Source organism: Streptomyces sp. NBC_01808 (assembly GCF_035917395.1).
Classification (GTDB): Bacteria; Actinomycetota; Actinomycetes; order Streptomycetales; family Streptomycetaceae; genus Streptomyces.
The window spans coordinates 6,391,230-6,414,182 of record NZ_CP109072.1; the positions used below are offsets into that span (position 1 = coordinate 6,391,230).

The window sequence follows — 22,953 nt, forward strand, 5'->3', positions numbered from 1 at the left end:
GCGGGCGGCGCGCCGGGGGGTCCGCTCGTACGGACGGACCGCCCGGCGCGCGCACCGGGGCGGGCAGCGTCAGAGCTGCGCCCAGGCGTCGGTGAGGACGCCCCGCAGGATCTGCTCCGCCTCGTCGAAGACCCCTTGGTCGGCGACGAGCGGCGGGGCGAGCTGCACCACCGGGTCGCCGCGGTCGTCGGCGCGGCAGTACAGGCCGTTCTCGAAGAGCGCCCGGGAGAGGAAGCCGTACAGGACCCGCTCGGTCTCCTCGGCCGTGAAGGTCTCCTTGGTGGCCTTGTCCTTCACCAGCTCGATGCCGTAGAAGAAGCCGCTGCCGCGCACGTCGCCGACGATCGGCAGGTCGAGCAGCCGGCGCAGGGTGGCGTGGAACGCGTCCTCGTTGGCGCGTACGTGGCCGTAGAGGTCCTCGCGGTCGAAGATGTCGAGGTTGGCGAGGGCGACCGCGCAGGAGACGGGGTGGCCGCCGAAGGTGTAGCCGTGCGGGAAGGTGTTGCCGCCGGCGTAGAAGGGCTCGGCGACGCGGTCGGAGACCAGGCAGGCGGCGAGCGGCGAGTAGCCGGAGGTCAGGCCCTTGGCGCAGGTGATGAGGTCGGGCACGTAGCCGTACCGGTCGCAGCCGAACATGTGGCCCAGCCGGCCGAAGGCGCAGATGACCTCGTCGGAGACGAGCAGCACGTCGTACGTGTCGCAGATCTCCCGCACCCGCGCGAAGTACCCGGGCGGCGGCGGGAAGCAGCCGCCGGCGTTCTGCACCGGCTCCAGGAACACCGCGGCGACCGTCTCAGGGCCCTCGAAGAGGATCTGCTGCTCGATCTGGTCGGCGGCCCAGCGGCCGAACGCCGCCGGCTCCTCGGGGGCACCACCCTGCCCGGCCGCGCGGTAGATGTTGGTGTTCGCGACCTTGTGGGCGCCGGGGACCAGCGGCTCGAAGGGGGCCTTGAGCCCCGGCAGGCCGGTGATGGACAGGGCGCCCTGCGGGGTGCCGTGGTAGGCGACGGCGCGGGAGATCACCTTGTACTTGCCGGGCCGGCCGGTGAGCTTGAAGTACTGCTTGGCCAGCTTCCAGGCGGTCTCGACCGCCTCGCCGCCGCCGGTGGAGAAGAACACCTTGTTCAGGTCGCCGGGGGCGCCGTCCGCGAGCCGCTCGGCGAGCTCGACGGCCTTGGGGTGGGCGTAGGACCAGATCGGGAAGTACGCCAGCTCCGCGGCCTGCTTGGCGGCGGCCTCGGCCAGCTCGGTGCGGCCGTGTCCGGCCTGCACCACGAACAGGCCGGCGAGGCCGTCGAGGTAGCGCTTGCCCGTCTCGTCGTAGATGTACGCGCCGTCGCCGCGGACGATGGTGGGCACGGGGGCGTTCTCGTACGACGACATCCTGGTGAAGTGCATCCACAGGTGGTCGTACGCGGCCTTCGAGGTGGCCGAGGGGGTGGCGCCGGATGCGGCGGTGCTGTCCTTGCTCACGGTTATCAGGTTCCCCACGAGTAGGTCTGCTTGCGCAGCTTCAGGTACACGAAGCTCTCCGTGGCGCGGACGCCGGGCAGCGCCCGGATCCGCTTGTTGATGAGCTCCAGCAGGTGGGCGTCGTCGTGGCAGACGACTTCGGCGAGCAGGTCGAAGGAACCGGCGGTCACCACCACGTAGTCGACCTCGTCGAGGCCGGCCAGCGCGTCCGCGACCGGCTCGACGTCGCCGTCGACGGTGATGCCGATCATCGCCTGTCTCATGAAGCCGACCGTCAGCGGGTCGGTGACGGCGACGATCTGCATGACGCCCTGCTCCAGCAGCTTCTGCACCCGCTGGCGCACGGCCGCCTCGGACAGGCCGACGGCCTTGCCTATCGCGGCGTACGAGCGGCGGCCGTCCTGCTGCAACTGCTCGACGATCTTCAGCGAGACCTCGTCAAGCGCCGAGCCCGCCTGCTTCTTGTCATGTGTGGCCACGCTGTCACTCTGCCCGAGCGCCGGAGCCCGCCGCAAGGGTTCGGAAACTGAATCCGTGGATGAATGGCGTACAAGCGATGGATTCGCTTGTTGCGAGATGCTTGAGCTGTCAATCTCGTACGAGGACGGGGAAGTGGCCGCACCGGCGAGGCCGCGGGCGGCGACGGAAGTCTTCCTGTTCCGGCGCCCCGTGACGGGCAATTCTCCCGCCGTTATGGTGGGGCGCATCAGCGGACCGACTACTGGAGGGTCGCAGTGACCAGCGAACCGCGCCGTCTGCGCAACTACATCAACGGAGAATTCCGGGACGCCGCCGATGGCCGGACCATGGACGTCGTCGACCCGGCCACCGAGGAGGTCTACGCGACCGCGCCCCTGTCCGGCGCCGCCGACGTCGACGCCGCCATGCAGGCCGCGGCGGCGGCCTTCCCCGGCTGGCGGGACGCCACCCCCGGGGCCAGGCAACTGGCGCTGCTGAAGATCGCCGACGCCCTGGAGGCGCGGGCGGACGAGCTGCTGGAGACCGAGTGCAAGGACACCGGCAAGCCGCTGGAGCTCACCCGCGCGGAGGAGCTGCCGATGATGCTGGACCAGATCCGGTTCTTCGCCGGTGCGGCCCGGATGCTGGAGGGCAGGTCGGCCGGCGAGTACATGGACGGCCTCACCTCGTACGTACGGCGTGAGCCGATCGGCGTCTGCGCCCAGGTCACCCCCTGGAACTACCCCGTGATGATGGCGATCTGGAAGTTCGCCCCCGCGCTGGCCGCGGGCAACGCGGTGGTCCTCAAGCCCTCCGACACCACCCCCGCCGCCACCGTGCTGCTCGCCGAGATCATGGGCGGCATCCTGCCCAAGGGCGTCTTCAACGTCGTCTGCGGCGACCGCGACACCGGCCGGCTGATGGTCGAGCACCCCGTGCCCGCGATGGCCTCCATCACCGGCTCGGTCCGGGCCGGCATGGAGGTCGCGGGCAGCGCGGCCAAGGACCTCAAGCGGGTGCACCTGGAACTGGGCGGCAAGGCGCCGGTCATCGTCTTCGACGACGCCGACCTCCCCAAGGCCGTCGAGGACATCGCCGTGGCGGGCTACTTCAACGCCGGCCAGGACTGCACCGCCGCCACCCGCGTGCTCGTCCACGAGTCCGTCCACGACGAGTTCGTCTCCGCCCTCGCCAAGGCCGCCGCCGAGACCAAGACCGGCCATGGCGAGGCGGACGCGCTCTACGGCCCGCTGAACAACGCCGCCCAACTGGAGCGCGTCGCCGGCTTCGTCGACCGGCTCCCGGCGCACGCGCGCGTCGAGGCCGGCGGCCGGCGGATCGGCGACAAGGGCTACTACTACGCCGCGACCGTCGTCTCCGGGCTCCGGCAGGACGACGAGATCATCCAGAACGAGGTCTTCGGCCCCGTCATCACCGTGCAGTCCTTCACCGACGAGGACCAGGCCCTCGCCTACGCCAACGGCGTGCAGTACGCGCTGGCCTCCTCGGTGTGGACCAAGGACCACGGCCGCGCGATGCGGCTGTCGAAGGCGCTGGACTTCGGCTGCGTGTGGATCAACACCCACATCCCGCTGGTCGCCGAGATGCCGCACGGCGGCTTCAAGAAGTCCGGCTACGGCAAGGACCTCTCGTCGTACGGCTTCGACGACTACACCCGCGTCAAGCACGTGATGACCGCGCTCTGAGCGCAGCTCCCGCGCACCTACCTAGGTAGGCCGCGGGCCCGGCCCGCGCGGATACGTATACCGATCCGCGCGGGCTACCGATGTCTGCGGCCTCTCCTCGGGGCAGGCTGATCTCCGCGGAGCGGCGAGGACTCCGCGGACTGCGACGACACAGCAGACCAGCCTGGACGACGATGGGCACGGCACATGACGCTGATCGGGCGCCGGGCGGACACCGCACGCCTCAGGGAACTCTTACGTGACACGCGGCTGGTGACGGTGACCGGCCCCGGCGGGGTCGGCAAGAGCGCGCTCGCGGCCGAGGCGATCGGCCGTCTCGGCCGCGGGCGTTCCGCCCCCGAGGTGCTGCGCGTCGACATGGCGCCGGTGCGCGAGCCGGCCGCGGTGCACCGGCGGCTGGCGGAGGCGGCGCGGCGGCTGCCGGACAGCGGGCGGCGGGCCGCGGTGCTGCTCGTGGACACCTGCGAGCATGTCGCCGGGGCGGTGGCCGAAGGAATGGAGGCGCTGCTGCGGCAGCGGACGGGGCTGCGGGTGGTGGCCACGAGCCGGGTGCCGCTGGGCGGCGGCCCGGGCACGGCGTCCCCGGCCGGCGCGGGCGCCGGAGCCGTCGGCGCCCCGGCCGCCGGAGCGGGAGCCGGGGCCGGCGCCGGGGCGCGGCGGCGTCCCTGGCCGCGCGGGGCGACCCTGCGGCTCGAGCCGCTGGCGCCCGCCGACTCCGTGACGCTGCTGGAGAGCCTGGCGCCGCACACCATGCTCGACGACGACGCCGACCGCGAGGCCCTGCGCGCCACCTGCGCCCTGCTGGAGGGCCTGCCGCTGGCGGCCAGGATCGCCGCCTCCCAGCTCGCCCGGCACTGCCCCGACCTGCTGCTGGAGCGCATCTCCCGCCCCGCGGGCTGCCTCGACCTGGCCGTCGAGGAGCCCCGCTGGCCGGCCAGGCAGCGCTCGCTGCGGGCCTCGCTGCGCTGGACCCACCGGCTGCTCACCCCCGCCGAGCAGTTGCTGTGGGCGCGCTGCAGCGTCTTTCCAGGAACGATTCGTCTTCCGGACGCCACCGAGGTCTGCGCCGACGAGCGGCTGCCGCCGGACGCGCTGCCCGCCGTCTTCCGCGCGCTCCAGCGCCAGGGCGTCCTCGCCGTACGGGAACGGGCGGGCGGCGGCCGGGCGGCGGCCGGGGCGGGGGAGCGGCCGGTGCGGATGGCGCGGCCGGTGCGCGCGTACGGGATGGAGCAGCTCGTACGGCTCGGCGAGGAGGCGGACTTCCAGCGCCGCTGTCTGGACTGGACGATGGTGACCGAGGGCACCTGGGAAGACTGATTCCGTCGCCTCTCCAAATGAAGACGACGGAATCCCTTGCCGGATATAGCACCTCCTGTCATGATCAGCCATCAACCCCGGCCGAAACGACATCCGGAGTGGTTCGATGGCCCCTCGCCTCGAAGCGGCGGCACGCTTCGCCCCCGGCGCGCAGTTCGTCGCCGGCCGCCTGGTCCCCGGCACGTCAGGACAGGCGCAGACCGTCACGGACCCGGCCACCGGCGCGGAGGTCCTGCGGTACGAACTCGCCGGGCCCGCGGACGTCGACGCCGCCGTGGCCGCGGCCGCGGCGGCGCAGCCCGGCTGGGGCGCCGCGACCCCCGGCGAGCGCTCCGACGCGCTGCACCGGCTCGCGGGGCTGCTGGCGGAGCGGGCAGAGGAGTTCGCGTACGCCGAGTCGCTGCAGTGCGGCAAGCCGATCCGGCTCAGCACGGAGTTCGACGTCCCCGGCACCGTCGACAACGCCGCGTTCTTCGCCGGCGCCGCCCGGCTGCCGGAGGGCAGGGCCGCCGGGGAGTACAGCGCCGATCACACCTCGTCGGTCCGCCGCGAGCCCGTCGGCGTCGTCGGCTCCATCGCGCCGTGGAACTACCCGCTGCAGATGGCCGCCTGGAAGGTGCTGCCGGCCGTCGCCGCCGGGAACGCCATCGTGCTGAAGCCCAGCGAGCTGACGCCGCTGACCTCGCTGATGTTCGCCGAGGCCACCGCCGACGCCGGGATCCCCGCCGGCGTCGTCAACGTCGTCTGCGGCGCCGGGCCCGACGCCGGCGAACACCTCGTCGCGCACCCGGACGTGGCGATGACCTCGTTCACCGGCTCCACCGCCGTCGGCCGCCGCGTCGCGGCCCTCGCCGCCGCCGCGGGGGCCGGCGTCAAGCGGCTCCATCTGGAGCTGGGCGGGAAGGCCCCGTTCGTCGTCTTCGACGACGCCGACCTGGAAGCTGCCGTGCACGGCGCCGTCGCCGGGGCGCTCATCAACACCGGCCAGGACTGCACCGCCGCCACCCGCGCGTACGTCCAGCGCCCGCTGTACGACGCCTTCGTCGACGGCGTCGCCGCGCTGATGGCCCGGGTCCGGCTCGGCGACCCCTTCGACCCCGCGACCGACCTCGGCCCCCTCGTCTCGTACGCCCAGCGCGACCGCGTCGCCGCCTTCGTCGACCGGGCCCGCGCCGCCGGCGCCCGCGTCGTCACCGGCGGCCGGGCGCCGGACCTCAAGGGCGCGTACTACGCACCCACCCTCGTCACCGGCGCCGCGCAGGACAGCGAGATCGTGCAGAGCGAGGTCTTCGGGCCCGTGCTGACCGTGCTGCCCTTCGACGCCGACGACGAGGGCATCGCGCTCGCCAACGACACCCCCTACGGACTCGCCGCCTCCGCCTGGAGCCGCGACGTCTACCGCACCGCGCGCGCCGCCCGGGAGATCCGGGCCGGCTGCGTGTGGCTCAACGACCACATCCCGATCATCAGCGAGATGCCGCACGGGGGTTACCAGGCCTCCGGCTTCGGCAAGGACATGTCCGTGTACTCCTTCGAGGAGTACACCCAGATCAAGCACGTGATGCAGGACATCACCGGGACCGCGCGCAAGGAGTGGCACCGCACCGTGTTCACCCCCTGAGCCGCCCGGCGCCCGCGTACGCCCGCCGCGCACCGCTCGCCCGGCCCCGGCACCGCGCACCCCGTACCACGCGCCCCGCAGCCCACTGGCCCGTCCCCGAGGAAGGCCGACCTCCATGGATCCGTTCGCCTCACTCCCCGAACCCATAGCGAGGGCCTGGGAGCGCAGCCTGACCAGCGGCCGGGCCGCCGTGTCCCGGCGCCGGCTGCTCGCCGCGGGCGGCGCGCTGGCCGGGGCCGCGGCGCTGCCGGCGCTCGCCGGGTGCGGCATCCCGGCGGCCGACAGCGGCGGCCCGGACGGCGAAGCCGCCGCCGCCAAGGACTACTCGAAGCAGGAGAAGGAGCTGGCCTTCTCCAACTGGCCGCTGTACATCGACGTCGACGACGAGAACGAGAACGTCCGGCCCACCCTGGAGCGCTTCCAGGAGCGCAGCGGCATCCGCGTGAAGTACACCGAGGACGTCAACGACAACGTCGAGTTCTTCGGCCGCATCAAGCCGCAGCTCGCCGCCGGCCAGGACACCGGCCGCGACCTGGTGTGCCTGTCGGACTTCATGGCGGGCCGGCTCATCCGGCACGGCTGGGCGCAGCGCCTGGACCCGCGCAACCTGCCGCACGCCAACGTCAACCTCGAACCGCGCTTCCGCAACGCCGCGCACGACCCGGGGCGGCAGTTCACCATGCCGTGGGCGGGGCTGGCCACGGTCGTCGCGTACAACAAGAAGGCCACCGGGGGCCGCGAGGTCTCCTCCGTCGCGCAGTTGATGGAGGACGAAAGCCTCAAGGGCAAGGTGTCGCTGCTCACGGAGATGCAGGACACCATCGGCATGACGCTCATCGACATGGGCAAGTCGCCGACGAAGTTCACCGACGACGACTTCGACGCCGCCCTCGCCCGGGTCCAGAAGGCCGTGGACGGCGACCAGCTCCGCCGCTTCACCGGCAACGACTACACCGAGGAGCTGGTCAAGGGCGACATCGCGGCCTGCCTGGCGTGGGCGGGCGACATCGTGCAGCTCCAGCTGGACACCGACGACATCGAGTTCGTGATCCCGGAGAAGGGCTATCTCTACGCCACCGACGACCTGCTCGTCCCCGCGAGAGCCCGGCACAAGACCAACGCCGAGAAGCTGATCGACTACTACTACCGGCCCGACGTCGCCGCCGAGCTGGCGGCCTGGGTCAACTACATCTGCCCCGTCGTCGGCGCCCGCGCCGAGATGAAGAAGATCGACGCCTCGCTCGCCGACTACCCGCTGATCTTCCCCGACCGGCAGATGATCGACAAAGGCCAGGTCTTCATGTCGATGAACGACGACAAGGAGACCGCGTACCAGGACAAGTGGTCCAAGGTGATCGGGGCGTGAGCGCGGTGACGGAGCAGCGGGCGGGCGTCACGCTCGCCGGGATCAGCAAGAAGTTCGGCGACGTCACCGCCGTGCACCCCCTGGACCTCACCGTCCCCCGGGGCTCGTTCTTCGCCCTCCTCGGCGCCTCGGGCTGCGGCAAGACCACCACGCTGCGGATGATCGCCGGCCTGGAGCGGCCCACCACCGGCACCGTACGCCTCGGCGACGAGGACGTGACCGCCCTGCCGCCGCACCGGCGCAAGGTCAACACCGTCTTCCAGAGCTACGCCCTCTTCCCCCACCTCGACGTCCGCGACAACGTCGCCTTCGGGCTGCGCCGCCGCGGCATCCGGTCGGTGGCGAAGGACGTGCAGCAGACGCTGGAGCTGGTCGAGCTGGGCCACCTTGCGCGCCGCAAGCCGCACCAGCTCTCCGGCGGGCAGCAGCAGCGCGTGGCGCTGGCCCGCGCGGTCGTCAACCGGCCCGAGGTGCTGCTGCTCGACGAGCCGCTGGGCGCGCTCGACCTGAAGCTGCGCCGGCAGATGCAGTTGGAGCTCAAGCGCATCCAGACGGAGGTCGGCATCACGTTCGTGCACGTCACGCACGACCAGGAGGAGGCCATGACCATGGCCGACACCATCGCCGTGATGAACGCGGGCCGGGTCGAGCAGCTCGGTGCGCCCGTCGAGCTGTACGAGGACCCCGCCAGCTCCTTCGTCGCCAACTTCCTCGGCCAGTCCAACCTGATCGCCACCGAGATAGCCGGCACCGCCGGCGCGGACCTGCTGCTGTCCGCCGCCGGCGACGTCAAGCTGGCGCTTCCCGCGGCCCGGTGCCGCGCCCGGTCCACCGCCGTGGGCACGCGGGTGCTCGCCGGGATGCGGCCGGAGAAGATCTCCCTCACCCACCGCGACGCCGCCATGGACACCGTCCCCGACGGCCGCAACCGGATACCCGGCACCGTCGTCGACGCCTCCTTCACCGGCGCCGCCACCCAGTACGTCGTCGACAGCCCCGTCTGCCCCGAGCTGTCGGTGTTCGTGCAGAACGTCGAGCGCGACCCCGGGCTCGTCCCGGGCGCGGAGGTGGTCCTGCACTGGAACCCGGCGCATACCTTCGGGCTCGACGGGGATCAGTCCCTGCTCGCCGGGACAGTGGGCGACGCGGGTACGGGCGAGGAGGCCCTGTGACGGCGCTCGCCGCCCCGCCGGAGGCGAAGCCCGACGCGGCCGAACCCCCGCCCCCGCGCCGCCGGTTCACCCCGTACTGGCTGCTGCTGCCCGCCGCGCTGTGGCTGCTGGTCTTCTTCGCCGCACCGCTGGTCTACCAGGCGTCGACCTCCGTGCAGTCCGGCTCCTTCGAGGAGGGCTTCGAGGTCACCTGGCGGTGGGCCAACTACACCGACGCGCTCGACCAGTACGCCGAGCACTTCGCCCGCTCCTTCGGCTACGCCGCCGTGGCCACCGTCCTGTGCCTCGCCATCGGCTACCCGCTCGCGTACATGATCGCCTTCCGTGCCGGGCGCTGGCGGGGCGTGCTCCTGGTCCTCGTCATCGCCCCCTTCTTCACCAGCTTCCTCATCCGGACGCTGGCCTGGAAGACGATCCTGTCCGACAACGGCCCGCTGGTGGGCGCCCTGGACACCCTGCACGTCCTCGACGTCACCGCGACCCTCGGCCTGACCACCGACGACCGGCTGCTCGCCACCCCGCTGGCGGTCGTGTGCGGACTGACGTACAACTTCCTGCCGTTCATGATCCTGCCGCTGTACACCTCGCTGGAGCGCATCGACCCGGGCCTGCACGAGGCCGCGCAGGACCTCTACGCCCGGCCGCTGACCGTCTTCCGCCGGGTCACCTTCCCGCTGTCGATGCCCGGCGTCGTCGCGGGCACTCTGCTGACGTTCATCCCCGCCTCCGGCGACTACATCAACGCCCAGCTCCTCGGCTCGCCGAAGGAGCAGATGGTCGGCAACGCCATCCAGAAGCAGTTCCTCAACGTGCTCGACTACCCGACCGCCGCGGCGATGTCGTTCCTGCTGATGGCCGCCATCCTGATCATGGTGACCGTCTACATCCGCCGGGCCGGCACCGAGGAGCTGGTCTGATGCGCTGGATCCGCCGCCACCTCGTCGTCATCGCCGGCACCCTCGCGCTGGTCTACCTGCTGCTGCCCAACGTCGTCGTGCTGGTCTTCTCCTTCAACGACCCCGCGGGCCGCTACAACTACGCCTGGCAGTCCTTCTCCACCGACGCCTGGACCGACCCCTGCGGCGTCGCCGGCATGTGCGACTCCGTCGGCCTCAGCCTGCGGATCGCGCTGGCCGCGACCGTCGCCGCCACCGTCATCGGCACCCTCGCGGCCTTCGCGCTCGCCCGGCACCGCTTCCGCGGCCGGGCCGCGGGCAACTCGCTGATCTTCCTGCCGATGGCGATGCCCGAGGTCGTCATGGCCGCCTCGCTGGGCACCCTGTTCCTCAACATGCGGGTCGAGTTCGGTGTGACGACGATCCTCATCGCGCACATCATGTTCTGCCTCAGCTTCGTCGTCGTCGCGGTCAAGGCGCGGGTGGCGAGCATGGACCCGAAGCTGGAGGAGGCCGCCCGGGACCTGTACGCGGGGCCGCTGCAGACCTTTCTGCGGGTCACGCTGCCGCTGGCGGCGCCGGGGATCGCGGCCGGGGCGATGCTGAGCTTCGCGATCTCGCTGGACGACTTCATCATCACGCAGTTCAACGCGGGACCCTCCACCGTCACCTTCCCGATGTACGTCTGGGGCGCGTCGCAGCGCGGCATCCCGGTGCAGGTGAACGTCATCGGCACGGCGATGTTCGTGGCCGCGCTGGCGCTGGTGGTGGCCGGGCAGGTCGTCGGGGCGCGGCGGAGGTCACGGGCATGACGGACCCCGCACGTTCCCTGGCGTCCGCCGCCCCGCGGCCGTACTGGCTCGACGACCCGGAACGGCCCGCGGCGCTGCCCGCGCTCGCCGGCGCCGAGGAGGCCGACCTGCTCGTCGTCGGCGGCGGCTACAGCGGCCTGTGGACGGCGCTGCTGGCCAAGGAGCGCGGACCCGGCCGTGACGTCGTCCTCATCGAGGCCGCCGAGTGCGGCTGGGCCGCCTCCGGCCGCAACGGCGGCTTCTGCGCCGCGTCGCTCACCCACGGCCTCGGCAACGGCCTGGAGCGCTGGCCCGAGGAGATCGGCACGCTGGAGAGGCTGGGCGCGGAGAACCTGGACGCGATCGGCGCGGCCGTCGACCGGTACGGCATCGACTGCGACTTCCGGCGCACCGGCGAGATCACGGTGGCCACCGAGCCGTACCAGCTCGACGAGCTGAGCGAGTTCGCCGAGGAGGCGACGCGCCGCGGGCTCGGCGAGGGGCTGCTGCTGATGGACCGGGACGCGGTCCGCGCCGAGGTCGACTCGCCGACGTTCCTCGGCGGGCTCTGGGACCGCGACGGCGTCGCCATGGTCCACCCGGCGCGGCTGGCCTGGGGCCTCAAGCGGGCGTGCCTGGAGGCGGGCGTACGGATCTACGAACACACCCCGGGTCTCGCCCTCGCCTCCGCCGGCGGAGGAGGCGGCGGGGGCGGGGCGTTCCGCTCCGCGGGAGGCCCGGGCGGGCGGGGGCGCGGAGGCGCGATGGAGGTGCGTACCCCGTACGGGCGGGTGCGCGCGCCGCACGTCGCGCTCGGCACCAACGCCTTCCCGAACCTGGTCCGCCGGATCCGCCCCTACCTCACCCCCGTCTACGACTACGCGCTCATGACCGAGCCGCTGTCCGCCGCGCAGCGCGACGCCGTGCGCTGGCAGCGCCGCCAGGGGCTCGCCGACGGCGCCAACCAGTTCCACTACTTCCGCATCACCGCCGACCACCGCATCCTGTGGGGCGGCTACGACGCCGTGCACCACTTCGGCGGCGCGGTGCGCGCCGAGTACGACCAGCGTCCCGAGACCCATCTGAAGCTCGCCCGCCACTTCCACCGCTGCTTCCCGCAGCTCGCGGACGTCCGCTTCACCCACCGCTGGGGCGGCGCCATCGACACCTGCTCCCGCTTCGCCGCCTTCTTCGGCACGGCCCACGCCGGCCGCGTCGCGTACGCCGCCGGCTACACCGGACTCGGCGTCGGCGCCAGCCGCTTCGGCGCCGAGGTGATGCTCGACCTGCTCGCGGGGGAGCGCACGGAGCGCACGGAGCTGCGGATGGTGCGCAGCAAGCCGCTGCCGTTCCCGCCGGAGCCGCTGGCGTGGGCGGGCATCGGGCTGACGCGGTGGTCGCTGGCGCGGGCCGACGCGGGCGGCGGGCGGCGGAACCTGTGGCTCAGGGCGCTGGACCGCATGGGTATGGGCTTCGACAGCTGACGGACGCAGGGAGTGGGCAGATGCGCATCTTGCTGGTGGGCGCGGGCGGCGTCGGCACGGCGATCACCCGGATCGCGGCGCGCCGCGACTTCTTCGAGGCGATGGTCGTCGCGGACTACGACCTCGGCCGGGCGGAGGCCGCGGTCGCCTACGTACGGGCCGCCCACCCGGGGCCTTCCGGCGCCCGGTTCACCGCGGCCCGGGTGGACGCCGGGGACCGTACGGCGGTGGCCGGCCTGCTGCGTACCCACCGCTGCGACGCGCTCCTGAACGCCACCGACCCGCGCTTCGTCATGCCGCTCTTCGAGGCCGCGTACGACACCGCCGCCACCTATGTCGACATGGCGATGTCCCTGTCCCGCCCGCACCCCGTCCGCCCGTACGAGGAGTGCGGCGTGAAGCTCGGCGACGAGCAGTTCGCCGCCGCCGACCGCTGGGCCACCTCGGGACGCCTCGCCCTCGTCGGCATGGGCGTAGAACCGGGCCTCTCCGACGTCTTCGCGCGCTACGCCGCCGACGAACTCTTCGACACCGTCGAGGAGATCGGCGTACGCGACGGCGCGAACCTCACCGTGGACGGCTACGACTTCGCGCCGTCGTTCTCCATCTGGACGACGATCGAGGAGTGCCTCAACCCGCCCGTCATCTGGGACGCCGGCCGCGGCTGGCACACCACCGAACCCTTCAGCGAACCGGAGGTCTTCGACTTCCCGGCGGGCATCGGGCCGGTGGAGTGCGTCAACGTCGAGCACGAGGAGGTGCTCCTCGTGCCGCGCTGGATAGACGCGAAGCGGGTCACCTTCAAGTACGGGCTGGGGGAGGAGTTCATCGACGTCCTCAAGACCCTGCACAAGCTGGGCCTGGACCGCACCGCCCCGGTCGCGGTCGGCGACGCGCAGGTCTCGCCGCGCGACGTGGTCGCCGCGTGCCTCCCGGACCCGGCGACCCTGGGCGACCGGATGCGCGGCAAGACGTGCGCGGGGACGTGGGTCCGCGGCACGAAGGCCGGCGGGCCGCGGGAGGTGTACCTCTACCACGTGGCGGACAACGAGGAGACGATGGCCCTCGACGGCGTCCAGGCGGTCGTCTGGCAGACGGGCATCAACCCGGTGATAGCCCTGGAACTCCTCGCCACCGCCCAGTGGACCGCCGCGGGAGTCCTGGGCCCGGAAGCCCTCCCGCCCCGTCCCTTCCTGGACCTCCTCACGGCCTACGGCTCCCCCTGGTCCGTACGCGAAGGCGGCTGACCCGGGGACGTCCTAGGCGGTGCCGGCCCCGGTCCGTGCGGCGGCTCGTCCGCTCACGCCTCGCCGGTCGGCACGTCTTCCCACCCGGCGGCCCTGCCCTTCGCCAGCTCCGCTGCCAGGTCCGCCGGGCCCAGTTCCGCGCGGAGGCGGGCCGTGATGCGGTCGGTGTCGATGCGTTCGGCTTCGGGGAGGGGGGCGCCCGCGGCGGCGCGGAGGGCTTCGGCCTTGCCGAGGAGGCGGGCGGCCGCGGTGGCGTTGCCGGCCAGGGACTCCGCACCGGCCAGGCCCTCCAGCGCGAGGGCGAGGGCGCGGGGGTCGCCGGTGGGGCGGGCGGAGGCCAGGCCCTCGCGGTGGTGGGCGCGGGCCTGCTCCGGGTCGCCCGCCAGCTCCGCGACGAAGCCCAGCTCGGCGAGGATCAGCGCCGTGCCCACGTCCGACTCGATCTTCCGGTCCCAGTCCAGCCAGCGCCGCAGATGCGCCTCCGCCTCCGCCAGCCGCCCCTGCCGGCGGGCGCCCAGCGCCAGGCCGATGCCCGCGAACTCCTCGCCCACCACGTACCCCTGCTCCGCGGCCAGCCGCGCGGCCCGGCCGTGCAGGTCGTCGGCCTGCGCGACGTCCCCCGTGAGCAGCGCGACGCGGCCCAGCATCGACAGCTTGTCCGACACCTCCGACCACAGCCCCAGGTCCTCGGCCATCCGCAGGCCCTCGCGGTGCAGCCGGGCGGCCTGCGCGTAGTCGCCGGTGATCTCCGCGTACGTGCCGAGGGCGTACGTCGCGTGCAACTGGCCCCAGCGGTCGCCGAGTCCGGCGAAGAGCGCCATGCTGCGCTCCCCGTACTCCGCGAGCGCCGGCAGGTCGCCGCGGAGCACCGCCTGCCTTGCGATGGTGCTGGACACCGCGGCGGTGCCCCACTGGTCGCCGAGCGCGCGGAAGACCTCCTCGGCGCGGGCCAGCGGGTCGCCGCCGCCGGGCAGCGGGCCGAGGCCGAGCCGGGTGAGGCCGAGGAAGGCGTCGGCGCGGGCGCCGGCGGCCAGTTCGGGGAGGGCGGCGGGCGGTGCCGGGCGGACGGCGGGCAGGGCGTCGGGGGTGAGGGTCTCGCCGAGGCGGAGGGTCATGGCGGCGCGCCAGGTGAGGGCGGTGGTACGGGCCGCGCGTTCCCGTTCCGCGTCGGCCGCGGGATGTGCCGCGTCGGCCGTCGGGGGCGTGGTCAGGGCCGTGGTGAGGAAGCGGCGGCCCTCGCCGAGGCGGCCGCGTAGCACCCAGTACCACGCCAGGTCGCGGGCCAGGCCGAGCGCCGTGGCCGCGGCGCCGGTACGCACCGCGTCCTCCAGCGCCGCCCGCATGTTGGCGGACTCGGCGTCGAGGCGCAGCAGCCACTGGCGCTGGGCGGGTCCGCGCAACTGGGGCTCGGCCTCGGCGGCGAGGGAGACGTAGTACGCGGCGTGGCGGTGGCGTACGGAGGTGAACTCGCCGGCCTCGCAGAGCTGTTCGTGGCCGTAGGCGGCGACGGACTCCAGCAGGTGGTAGCGCGCGGGGGCCACGCCGTCGCCCGGCGTGGTCATGACCAGGGAGCGGTCGACGAGGCGGGCGAGGAGGCCGAGCACGTCGTCCTCGGCGATGCCGTCGCCCGCGCAGACCGCCTCGGCGGCGCGCAGCGTGCAGCCGTCCGCGTGCAGGGAGAGGCGGCGGAGCACGGCCTGCTCGGGGGCGGTCAGCAGCTCCCAGCTCCAGTCGAGCATCGCCCGCAGGGTGCGCTGCCGGGCGGGCGCGTCGCGCGGTCCCGCGGACAGCAGCCGGAACCGGTCGTCGAGCCGGGCGGCCAACTCGTGTACGCCGAGGGCCCGTACGCGGGTGGCGGCCAGCTCCAGGGCGAGGGGGATGCCGTCGAGCCGGCGGCAGACGGTCGCGACGGCGGCGGCGTTCCCCGCGTCGACGGCGAAGCCGGGGGCGGCGGCGGCCGCCCGCGCGGCGAAGAGCCGCACGGCCCCGGAGGTGCGGAGCGCGGCCAGGTCGGGGGTGGGGGCGGGAGCGGCGGCCTGGTGCGTGGTGCCGCTCGCGGCGGGCGGGATCGCCGCGGCCGGATGTACTGCGCCGTCCGCGTCGGCCGGGGCTGCGACGGGGGCTCCGGTCCCCGGCGGTGGTACGTCCAACGGCGCCACCGGCCACAGGTGTTCGCCGCCGACGCCCAGCGGCTCCTGGCCCGTCGCCAGCACGTGCACGCCCGGTGCCGCCGCGAGCAGCCGGGCGCAGAGAGCGGCGACCGCGTCCACGACGTGCTCGCAGTTGTCGAGGACCAGCAGCGCCCGCTTCGTCCGCAGCGCCTCGGCCAGCCGCTCCGCGGGGGGCGTGCCGCCCGCGCCGGTCAGCAGGCCGCCGCCGGCGGTCTCGTCCCGTACGCCCAGCGCCGCGGCCACGACCTCCGCCGCCGTGTCGGCGTCGGGGGCGACGTCCTCCGGCGCCGCTTCCGGCCGGGGCGGTGCCAGCGCCGACAGCTCCACCAGCCACACGCCGTCAGGGAACGACCCCGGCAGCCCCCGGGCCGTCTCCAGCGCCAGCCGGGTCTTGCCCACCCCGCCGGGGCCCGTCAGGGTCACCAGCCGGCCCGTGGCCAGCAGCGCCCGGACCGCCGCCACCGACTCGTCGCGGCCGATCAAGTCGCCGTGCGGCGCGGGCAGGTTGCCCCGTACCGCCGTCTCCTCCCGCTCCGGCGGGCCGAGCGCCGCGTCCTGCTCCAGGATCGACTGGTGCAGTGCGACCAGCTCCGGGCCCGGGTCCAGGCCCAGGTCCTCCGCGAGCTGCGTGCGCAGCCGGCCGTAGCTCGCCAGCGCCTCGCTCTGCCGCCCCGCGCGGTACAGCGCGCGCAACTGCGCGGCGCGCAGCCGCTCGCGCAGCGGGTGGCGGGCGACGAGGTCGCCCAGCTCGTCGGCGAGGAGCGCGTGCTCGCCGAGTTCGAGCCGGGCCTCCGCCTGCTCTTCGAGGGCCGTCAGCCGCAGCTCGTCGAGCCGGGCGATCTCCGCGCGCGCGAACTCCTCGTCGGCGAAGTCCGCCAGCACCTCGCCCCGCCACAGCGCGAGCGCGTCCGCGAGCAGGGCCGCGCGCGCCCGGGGTCCTTCGGCGCGGCGGGCGGCGGCGGTCAGGGCGGCGAAGCGGCCGGTGTCGGTGGCCTCGGGGTCGACGTCCAGCAGATAGCCGGGCGGGCGGGAGACGACGAGCGCGCGGGCGCCGGGCTCGGCGTCCTCCAGCGCGCGGCGCAGTTGGGAGACGCGGGTCTGCAGCGCCCCCGCAGGGTTCGCCGGCGGGCTGCCGCCCCACAGGTCGTCCACGAGCCGGTCGGCGGGCACGGCGCGGCCGGCGTGGATCAGCAGGTCGGCCAGGAGGCTGCGGACCTTCACCTCCGGTACGCGGACCGCCTGGCCGCCGGCCGTCCACACCGCCAGCGGACCGAGCACCCCGAAGCGCATGCGTTCACGGTAACCCAGCGCACTGACAGCGCCCGTCGCCGCAGGCCGGGGCCGTACCCGCAGCGGACCTGAAGCGGATCGGAAGGAGACCTGGAGCGCTCTGCCCGACCGTGGTCCACGTCGTCGCCGGCGAGTGGGAGGAGGCCCCGGATGAATACGGACGTCACGCTGCGGCTGACCGTCCTCGGCGGCCTCGGACCCGGCCGGGCGGCGGGCGCCGAGGCCCGGTGGCTCGCGGGGCTCGCGGGCCGGCGGGCCCGGCTGGAGGTCGACCTCATCGACCTCGCGGCCGCCTGTCTGCCGGAGCCGTGCCCCGGCGTGCTGCCCGGCGACGCGCCGGAGCCGCCCGCCGTACGGGAGCTGCGGCCGTGGCTGGACGCGGCCGACGGGTTCGTCGTCGTGGCCCCGGCCGCGGCCCGGCAGTACCCCGCAGGCCAGTACCCCGCAGAGCGGCACTCCGCCGGGCCGCTGCAGCGCGCGCTGGTGTGGTGCGCCGAGGCGTTCAAGGCGCGGCCGGTGGCGCTGCACGTACGCGCGGGAGAGGAAACCGCACGTGCGCTGCGCACCCTGCGCGCCGACCTCGCCGAGGCGCACGCGCTGACCGTCCACGAGACGGACTGCCCCGACCACGCGCTCGACGAACTCATCTGGTGGGCCCGCGCCTTGCGCACCGCCCGCGCCCGCACCCCATATCCCTTCTGATCCCTGCCGTCCCCAAACCCCGAAACGAGAAGAATCATGTCCGCAATCGCCCCGGAGGCCCCCGCGCTGCGCGCCGGCCCCAGGCAGTGGCTCGGCCTCGCGGTGCTGCTCGCGCCGACGATCCTGCTGTTCGTCACGATGACCGTGCTCTTCCTCGCCACCCCCGACATCGCCGCCGATCTCGAACCCAGCAGCGGCCAACTGCTGTGGATCAACGACATCTACGGCTTCATGATGGCCGGCCTGCTCGTCGCCATGGGCACCCTCGGTGACCGCATCGGCCGCCGCCGCATCCTCCTCTTCGGCGCCGTGGCGTTCGGCGCGGCGTCCGCGGCGGCCGCGTTCGCGCCGAGTGCGGAGGCGCTGATCGGGGCGCGCGCCGTGATGGGCCTGGGCGCCGCGGCGGTGATGCCGTCGACGCTGTCGCTGATCAGCAACATGTTCCAGGACGCCAAGCAGCGTGCCACCGCCATCGGCCTGTGGGCGGCGTCCGTGTCCGTCGGCGTGGCCGTCGGCCCGCTGGTCGGCGGGCTGCTGCTGGAGAACTTCTGGTGGGGGGCCGCCCTGCTGGCGGGCGCGCCGGTGATGGGCCTCGTGCTGCTCGCGGCGCCGTTCCTGGTGCCCGAGTACCGGGCGCCGCAGCCGGGGCGGCTCGACCTGCCGAGCGTGGCGCTGTCGGTGGTCACCATCCTGCCCATCGTCTACGGGGTGAAGGAGATGGCCGCGCACGGCGTGAACGCCAAGGCGATCGTCGCCCTCGTCCTCGGCGTCGTGCTGTCCACCGTGTTCGTCCGGCGGCAGCTACGGCTGACCGACCCCCTGCTGGACATGCGGCTGTTCGGCAACCGCACCTTCAGCGGCTCGCTGGCCGTCTTCCTCCTCAGCGCGGTCGCGCTCGGCGGCGTGTACCTGCTCTTCACGCAGTACCTGCAGCTCGTCGAGGGGCTGACGCCGCTGGAGGCGGGGCTGTGGATCCTCCCGGCGGCGGTGCTGCTGGTGATCGTCTCGATGCTGTCGCCGGTGATCGCCCGCAGGGTGCGGCCGGGGTACGTCGTGGCGGCAGGCAGCCTGCTGTCGGCGGCGGGGTACGTGGTGCTCACCCAGGTCGACAGCGTGGGCGGGCTGCCGCTGCTGATCACCGGCTTCTACCTGCTCTACCCGGGCATCGCGCCGGTGATGGCGCTGGCCACCAACCTGGTCATCGGCTCCGCCCCGCCGGAGAAGGCGGGCGCCGCGTCCGCGGTCAACAGCACGGCCAGCGACCTCGGCGTGGCCCTCGGCATCGCCCTGCTGGGAAGCGTCGGCACGGCCGTCTACCGGGGCGACATGACGGACGCGGTCCCCGCCGGCGTCCCCGACGGTGCGGACGCCGCCGCCCGCGACACCCTGCCGGGCGCGCTGAGCGCGGCGGAGAACCTCCCGGCGGCGCTGGGCGACGCGGTGCTGGCGCCGGCCAGGGAGGCGTTCGCGAGCGGGCTCAACGTGGCGGCGGCGCTCGCCGCGGGCCTGGCGGTCGCGGCGGCGGTCCTGTCGGCGACCCTGCTCCGCCGCGTGCCCGCCTCGGGCGCACCGCAGCCGGAGCCGGAAGCCGCCCCCGGACCCCCGCCCGCGCGGGACGAGACCCCGGTTCCGGCGGAAGCCGGCCGCTGAGGCCCGTACGCCGTCCTGGACAGCCGGCGCACGGGAGCGGAAGAGAGCCGCGTGGCGGGGGAGTCGAGCCCCCGCCACGCGGCACCCGCCGTTACGGCGCCGGTCGTTGCCGCACCCGCCGTTGCAGCGCCTGTCCTTGAGCCGCCCTCAGGGGCCCAGGTGGCGGCGGAGCCCCGCGATGCGGTTGCTGGTGATGGCGTCGACGCCCATGGCCGTCAGCCGGCGCCAGTTGCGCGGCCAGTCGACCGTCCAGCACGACACCTTGTAGCCCGCGTCGTGGTCCTCGCGGACCGTCGCCTCGTCGAGGAGGCCGAAGCGGTAGTTGAGCCACTGCGGGCGCAGGCGCCGCAGCAGGCCCGCGCGGTACGGGACGGGCGAGGAGCACGTCAGCGCTATCTCGGCGTCGGGGTCCGCGGCGCGGATGGTGAGCAGGGCCGCGGTGCCGCCGCAGTAGTACGTACGCGCCGCCGCGTCGGACTCCAGCACCTCGGCGACGACGTGTCCGGCCGCCCCCGGGTCCGGCAGGTCGATGAACGACCGGACGCCCGGGCTGTCCGCCATGACCTTCAGCGCCTCGCGCAGCGTCGGGATGCCGCCCTCGGAGCGCTCCTCGACCTCGGCGTACGTCAGCGAGGCCAGGTTCACCTCCTGCCCCCACAGCCGCTGCAGCGTGCGGTCGTGCAGCAGCACCGGCACGCCGTCCCACGTCAGCCGGACGTCGAACTCCACCGCGTCCGCGCCCGCGGCCACCGCGGAGCGCAGCGAGCCGAGGGTGTTCTCGCGGACGACGTACGGATCGCCGCGGTGGGCGACCGCCAGCACGGCGGGGGCGGCGCCCGTCACGGGGCGGTAGGGGTCGCGGCCCCGGGAGCGCCGCCGGCGGCGGTCGCGGGCCAGGCGGCGAGGTACGCGTCGATCTCCGCGGTCAGCGCCGCCTTCGCGACCGGGTCCATGAACGACGCCGTGACCGAGTTCTTCGCCAGCGCCGCCGTCCCCGCCTCGTCGAGGCCGAGGAGACGAGCCGCCACCCCGTACTCCGTGTTCAGGTCCGTACCGAACATCGGCGGGTCGTCGCTGCCCAGTGCCACCGTCACGCCCGCGTCCACGATCTGCCGCAGCGGGTGCTCGTCCAGCGAAGCCACCGCCTTCGTCGCGATGTTGGACGTCGGGCATACCTCCAGCGCGATCCCCGCCTCCGCGAGGTGCGCCAGCAGCTTCGGATCCTGCGCCGCGCTCGTGCCGTGCCCGATGCGCTCGGCGCGCAGCTCCGTGACCGCGTCCCAGACCGTCTGCGGCCCGGTCGTCTCGCCCGCGTGCGGGACGCTGCGCAGCCCGGCCGCTATGGCCCGGTCGAAGTACGGCTTGAACTGCCCGCGCGGCACGCCGATCTCGGGGCCGCCCAGGCCGAAGGCCACGAGCCCCTCGCAGCCCACGTCTATCGCGATCCGCGCGGTCTCCTCGGCCGCCGCGAGCCCCGCCTCGCCCGGGATGTCGAAGCACCAGCGCAGCACGACGCCCAGCTCGGTCTCGGCCCTGCGCCGGGCGTCCTCCAGAGCGTCGAGGAAGGCGCGGTCGGGGATGCCGCGGCTCGTGGAGCTGTACGGCGTGACGGTCAGCTCCGCGTACCGGATCTGCTGGCGGGCCATGTCGCGGGCGATCTCGTACGTCAGCAGGTGCACGTCTTCGGGGTCGCGGACGAGGTCCACGACGGACAGGTAGATCTCGATGAAGTGGGCGAAGTCGCGGAAGGAGAAGAACTCGGCGAGCGCGGCGGCGTCCGCGGGCACCGCGGAGTCCGGGTGCCGCGCCGCGAGTTCGGCGACGATGCGCGGCGACGCGGAGCCCACGTGGTGGACATGGAGCTCGGCCTTGGGCAGACCGGCGATGAAGGAGTCGAGATCGGCCATCGCATCATCGTAGGCCAACGGACTGACGGCGCCGCCCCGGCTCCGTAGCATGTGCGAACGCGCGTGCGCGCGGGGCGCGAGGGCAGCGGAGGGAGCGCACATGGCGGCGAGCAGTCCACCCGCCCCGGCCGCGGCCGGGGCGCGACAGGGACCGGCAGGTCTGGGCACGAAGGCGATGGTGTGCGGCATCGTCGGCGTCACGCTCCTGCCCACGGTCTACGGCATCGTCCTCTCGGTGCTGCTGGGTCCTGCGGCGCTGGTGCTCGGCCTGGTCGCGCGCAGCCGCGCGCGGCGCGACGGGGCGGTCGCCGGGCGCAACGCGGTCATCGGCATCGCGACGGGCGCGGTGGCGTTCGCGGTCGCGGCGGCGGTCATCGTGCTGACGCTGACGGGCGTGATCTTCTCCGGGGACGACGAGGAGGAGAAGCCCGCGGACCGGCGGGACGGTGACCGCGTGCAGGTCATGGTGGACCGGTCGGGGACGCTGTCCTGGCCGGCGGCGGCGCGGGGTGAGCCGGTCCGAGGGGTTACGGGCGGCTCGTACAGTTGAGCCCATGGAAACGGACCGGCGGGACGACGCGGCGGGGCGAGGTGCGCTCCGCGTGGAGGAGAGCCGGGAGGCGGGGGATCCCGCCGGGGTGCCCGCCGGGGCGGGGGCCGGGGCCGACGCGGAGGCGGGCGGGGACGCGGATACGCGCGCGGCCGCGGGCGCGGACGGGCCCGCCGACGACGGTGCGGGTGCCGACCAGAGTGCGGAGGGGGGCCGGGATGCGGGGGTGACGGAGGTTCCGGTCGCCGGCCCCGCGGACCCCGCGTCCGGCGGGCGGAAGGACCTCCCGGCGGCCCCCGGCACCGATCTGCTGCCCTCACCCGACGGCGGTCCGCCCGTGCCCCTCGCGCCCGGCTGGCAGCGGCCGCAGCCGGGTCCCGACCCCGGTCCGTACGGCCCGAAGCCCTACCTCCCCGGCCCCTACGCCTGGGTGCCGCCCGCCGGGCCGCGCAACGGCTCGGGGACCGCGGCGGTGATCCTCGGCGTCATCGGCGCCGTGCTCTCCTTCACCGTCCTCCTCAGCCCCCTCGCCGTCATCCTCGGCGGCCTCGCCGTCGGGTTCGGCATCGTCACCCTCCGCCGGGTGCGGCGGGGCGAGGCGCGCAACAGGGGGTCAGGGCTGTCGGGCATCTGGCTCGGCGGTGTGGCGGCGGTCGTCGGTATCGGCATGAGCATCCTGCTCGTCGTCCTCGCGGTCGACTTCTTCGCCCCCGTCTCGCCCGAGACGGACAGCGCGGTCGAGTCCGGCGAGACCATTGCCTACGACGACGGCCTGGAGGTGACCCTTCACGCGGAGCCGACCCGGGGCGGCTACCTGGACGTGTGGGTACGGGTCGAGAACCTCACCGGCGAGCTGGTGACACTGGCGAGCAGTGAGGTGAGCGCGTACCCCATCGGCTCCGACGACGGGAACCTGGAGCAGGAGAGCGGCCACGGGCTGCCGCTGACCCTCGCCGACGACCGCGTCGCGGTGGCCATGTACCGCTTCGTGCTCGACGACGGGACGGGCGAGGTCGAGTTCGAGGTCTCGCCGGGCGGGCCCTACGAGTACGCGTACTGGTGGAAGGACCTCGACGGCCGCACCGACGAACAGCCCGCCTGACGCACGCCGCGCACCTCCGCGCGCTCCGGCGTGCGCCCCTGCTGAGCAT

At 74.1% G+C, this 22,953-nt stretch carries 18 protein-coding genes; 13 read left to right on the plus strand and 5 right to left on the minus strand.

The window, feature by feature from the left end; translation table 11 throughout:
- Positions 1 to 69: 69 nt before the first annotated feature.
- A complete protein-coding gene (locus tag OG946_RS28345; protein WP_442814511.1) occupies positions 70 to 1,491 on the minus strand; it encodes an aspartate aminotransferase family protein in 1,422 nt (473 codons plus the stop codon).
- Complete coding sequence (locus tag OG946_RS28350; protein ID WP_101426258.1) at positions 1,479 to 1,952, minus strand: Lrp/AsnC family transcriptional regulator; 474 nt, start codon at positions 1,950 to 1,952, stop codon at positions 1,479 to 1,481. The genes OG946_RS28345 and OG946_RS28350 overlap by 13 nt, the downstream gene beginning before the upstream one ends.
- 255 nt (positions 1,953 to 2,207) lie before the next feature.
- On the opposite strand from OG946_RS28350, the gene OG946_RS28355 reads away from it, so the two are divergent.
- The 9 genes from OG946_RS28355 to OG946_RS28395 all read left to right on the plus strand — a co-directional run bounded on the left by OG946_RS28355 (position 2,208) and on the right by OG946_RS28395 (position 13,532).
- Positions 2,208 to 3,638, plus strand: a complete 1,431-nt coding sequence (locus OG946_RS28355) for a gamma-aminobutyraldehyde dehydrogenase (protein WP_326798803.1) — start codon at positions 2,208 to 2,210, stop codon at positions 3,636 to 3,638.
- 186 nt (positions 3,639 to 3,824) lie between these two features.
- Positions 3,825 to 4,955, plus strand: a complete 1,131-nt coding sequence (locus OG946_RS28360) for a hypothetical protein (RefSeq protein ID WP_326798804.1) — start codon at positions 3,825 to 3,827, stop codon at positions 4,953 to 4,955.
- A gap of 106 nt (positions 4,956 to 5,061) precedes the next feature.
- Complete coding sequence (locus tag OG946_RS28365; RefSeq protein WP_326798805.1) at positions 5,062 to 6,576, plus strand: gamma-aminobutyraldehyde dehydrogenase; 1,515 nt, start codon at positions 5,062 to 5,064, stop codon at positions 6,574 to 6,576.
- Positions 6,577 to 6,691: 115 nt separating this feature from the next.
- The gene (locus OG946_RS28370; protein ID WP_326798806.1) at positions 6,692 to 7,942 is read left to right on the plus strand and encodes a polyamine ABC transporter substrate-binding protein; all 1,251 of its coding nucleotides are present in this window, start codon (positions 6,692 to 6,694) and stop codon (positions 7,940 to 7,942) included.
- On the plus strand, positions 7,939 to 9,114 hold the full coding sequence (locus OG946_RS28375; protein WP_326798807.1) for an ABC transporter ATP-binding protein: 1,176 nt from the start codon (positions 7,939 to 7,941) through the stop codon (positions 9,112 to 9,114). The genes OG946_RS28370 and OG946_RS28375 overlap by 4 nt, the downstream gene beginning before the upstream one ends.
- Positions 9,111 to 10,031, plus strand: a complete 921-nt coding sequence (locus OG946_RS28380; RefSeq protein ID WP_326798808.1) for an ABC transporter permease — start codon at positions 9,111 to 9,113, stop codon at positions 10,029 to 10,031. Before OG946_RS28375 ends, OG946_RS28380 begins: the two co-directional genes overlap by 4 nt.
- Complete coding sequence (locus OG946_RS28385; RefSeq protein ID WP_326798809.1) at positions 10,031 to 10,822, plus strand: ABC transporter permease; 792 nt, start codon at positions 10,031 to 10,033, stop codon at positions 10,820 to 10,822. Before OG946_RS28380 ends, OG946_RS28385 begins: the two co-directional genes overlap by 1 nt.
- Positions 10,819 to 12,285 carry an NAD(P)/FAD-dependent oxidoreductase gene (locus OG946_RS28390; RefSeq protein ID WP_326798810.1) on the plus strand — a complete coding sequence of 489 codons (1,467 nt, stop codon included), beginning with the start codon at positions 10,819 to 10,821 and terminating at the stop codon, positions 12,283 to 12,285. The genes OG946_RS28385 and OG946_RS28390 overlap by 4 nt, the downstream gene beginning before the upstream one ends.
- Positions 12,286 to 12,305: 20 nt before the next feature.
- Positions 12,306 to 13,532 carry a saccharopine dehydrogenase family protein gene (locus tag OG946_RS28395; protein ID WP_326798811.1) on the plus strand — a complete coding sequence of 409 codons (1,227 nt, stop codon included), beginning with the start codon at positions 12,306 to 12,308 and terminating at the stop codon, positions 13,530 to 13,532.
- A 53-nt stretch (positions 13,533 to 13,585) separates the two neighbouring features.
- Here OG946_RS28395 and OG946_RS28400 read toward each other — a convergent pair whose 3' ends face one another.
- Complete coding sequence (locus OG946_RS28400; protein ID WP_326798812.1) at positions 13,586 to 16,993, minus strand: AfsR/SARP family transcriptional regulator; 3,408 nt, start codon at positions 16,991 to 16,993, stop codon at positions 13,586 to 13,588.
- Between the two features lie 150 nt (positions 16,994 to 17,143).
- On the opposite strand from OG946_RS28400, the gene OG946_RS28405 reads away from it, so the two are divergent.
- A complete protein-coding gene (locus OG946_RS28405; protein ID WP_326798813.1) occupies positions 17,144 to 17,695 on the plus strand; it encodes an NAD(P)H-dependent oxidoreductase in 552 nt (183 codons plus the stop codon).
- A 36-nt stretch (positions 17,696 to 17,731) separates the two neighbouring features.
- Positions 17,732 to 19,345, plus strand: a complete 1,614-nt coding sequence (locus tag OG946_RS28410; protein ID WP_326798814.1) for an MFS transporter — start codon at positions 17,732 to 17,734, stop codon at positions 19,343 to 19,345.
- Positions 19,346 to 19,492: 147 nt separating this feature from the next.
- On the opposite strand, the gene OG946_RS28415 is transcribed toward OG946_RS28410, so the two are convergent.
- Both OG946_RS28415 and OG946_RS28420 read right to left on the minus strand, forming a co-directional pair.
- Complete coding sequence (locus tag OG946_RS28415) at positions 19,493 to 20,242, minus strand: glycerophosphodiester phosphodiesterase (RefSeq protein WP_326800388.1); 750 nt, start codon at positions 20,240 to 20,242, stop codon at positions 19,493 to 19,495.
- Positions 20,185 to 21,252: an adenosine deaminase gene (locus OG946_RS28420; RefSeq protein WP_326798815.1), complete on the minus strand. Its 1,068-nt coding sequence runs from the start codon at positions 21,250 to 21,252 to the stop codon at positions 20,185 to 20,187. Before OG946_RS28420 ends, OG946_RS28415 begins: the two co-directional genes overlap by 58 nt.
- 100 nt (positions 21,253 to 21,352) lie before the next feature.
- On the opposite strand from OG946_RS28420, the gene OG946_RS28425 reads away from it, so the two are divergent.
- Both OG946_RS28425 and OG946_RS28430 read left to right on the plus strand, forming a co-directional pair.
- Positions 21,353 to 21,802, plus strand: coding sequence for a DUF4190 domain-containing protein (locus OG946_RS28425; RefSeq protein ID WP_326798816.1), 450 nt, complete (start codon positions 21,353 to 21,355; stop codon positions 21,800 to 21,802).
- 4 nt (positions 21,803 to 21,806) lie between these two features.
- On the plus strand, positions 21,807 to 22,904 hold the full coding sequence (locus tag OG946_RS28430; RefSeq protein ID WP_326798817.1) for a DUF4190 domain-containing protein: 1,098 nt from the start codon (positions 21,807 to 21,809) through the stop codon (positions 22,902 to 22,904).
- The last annotated feature ends 49 nt before the right edge of the window (positions 22,905 to 22,953 follow it).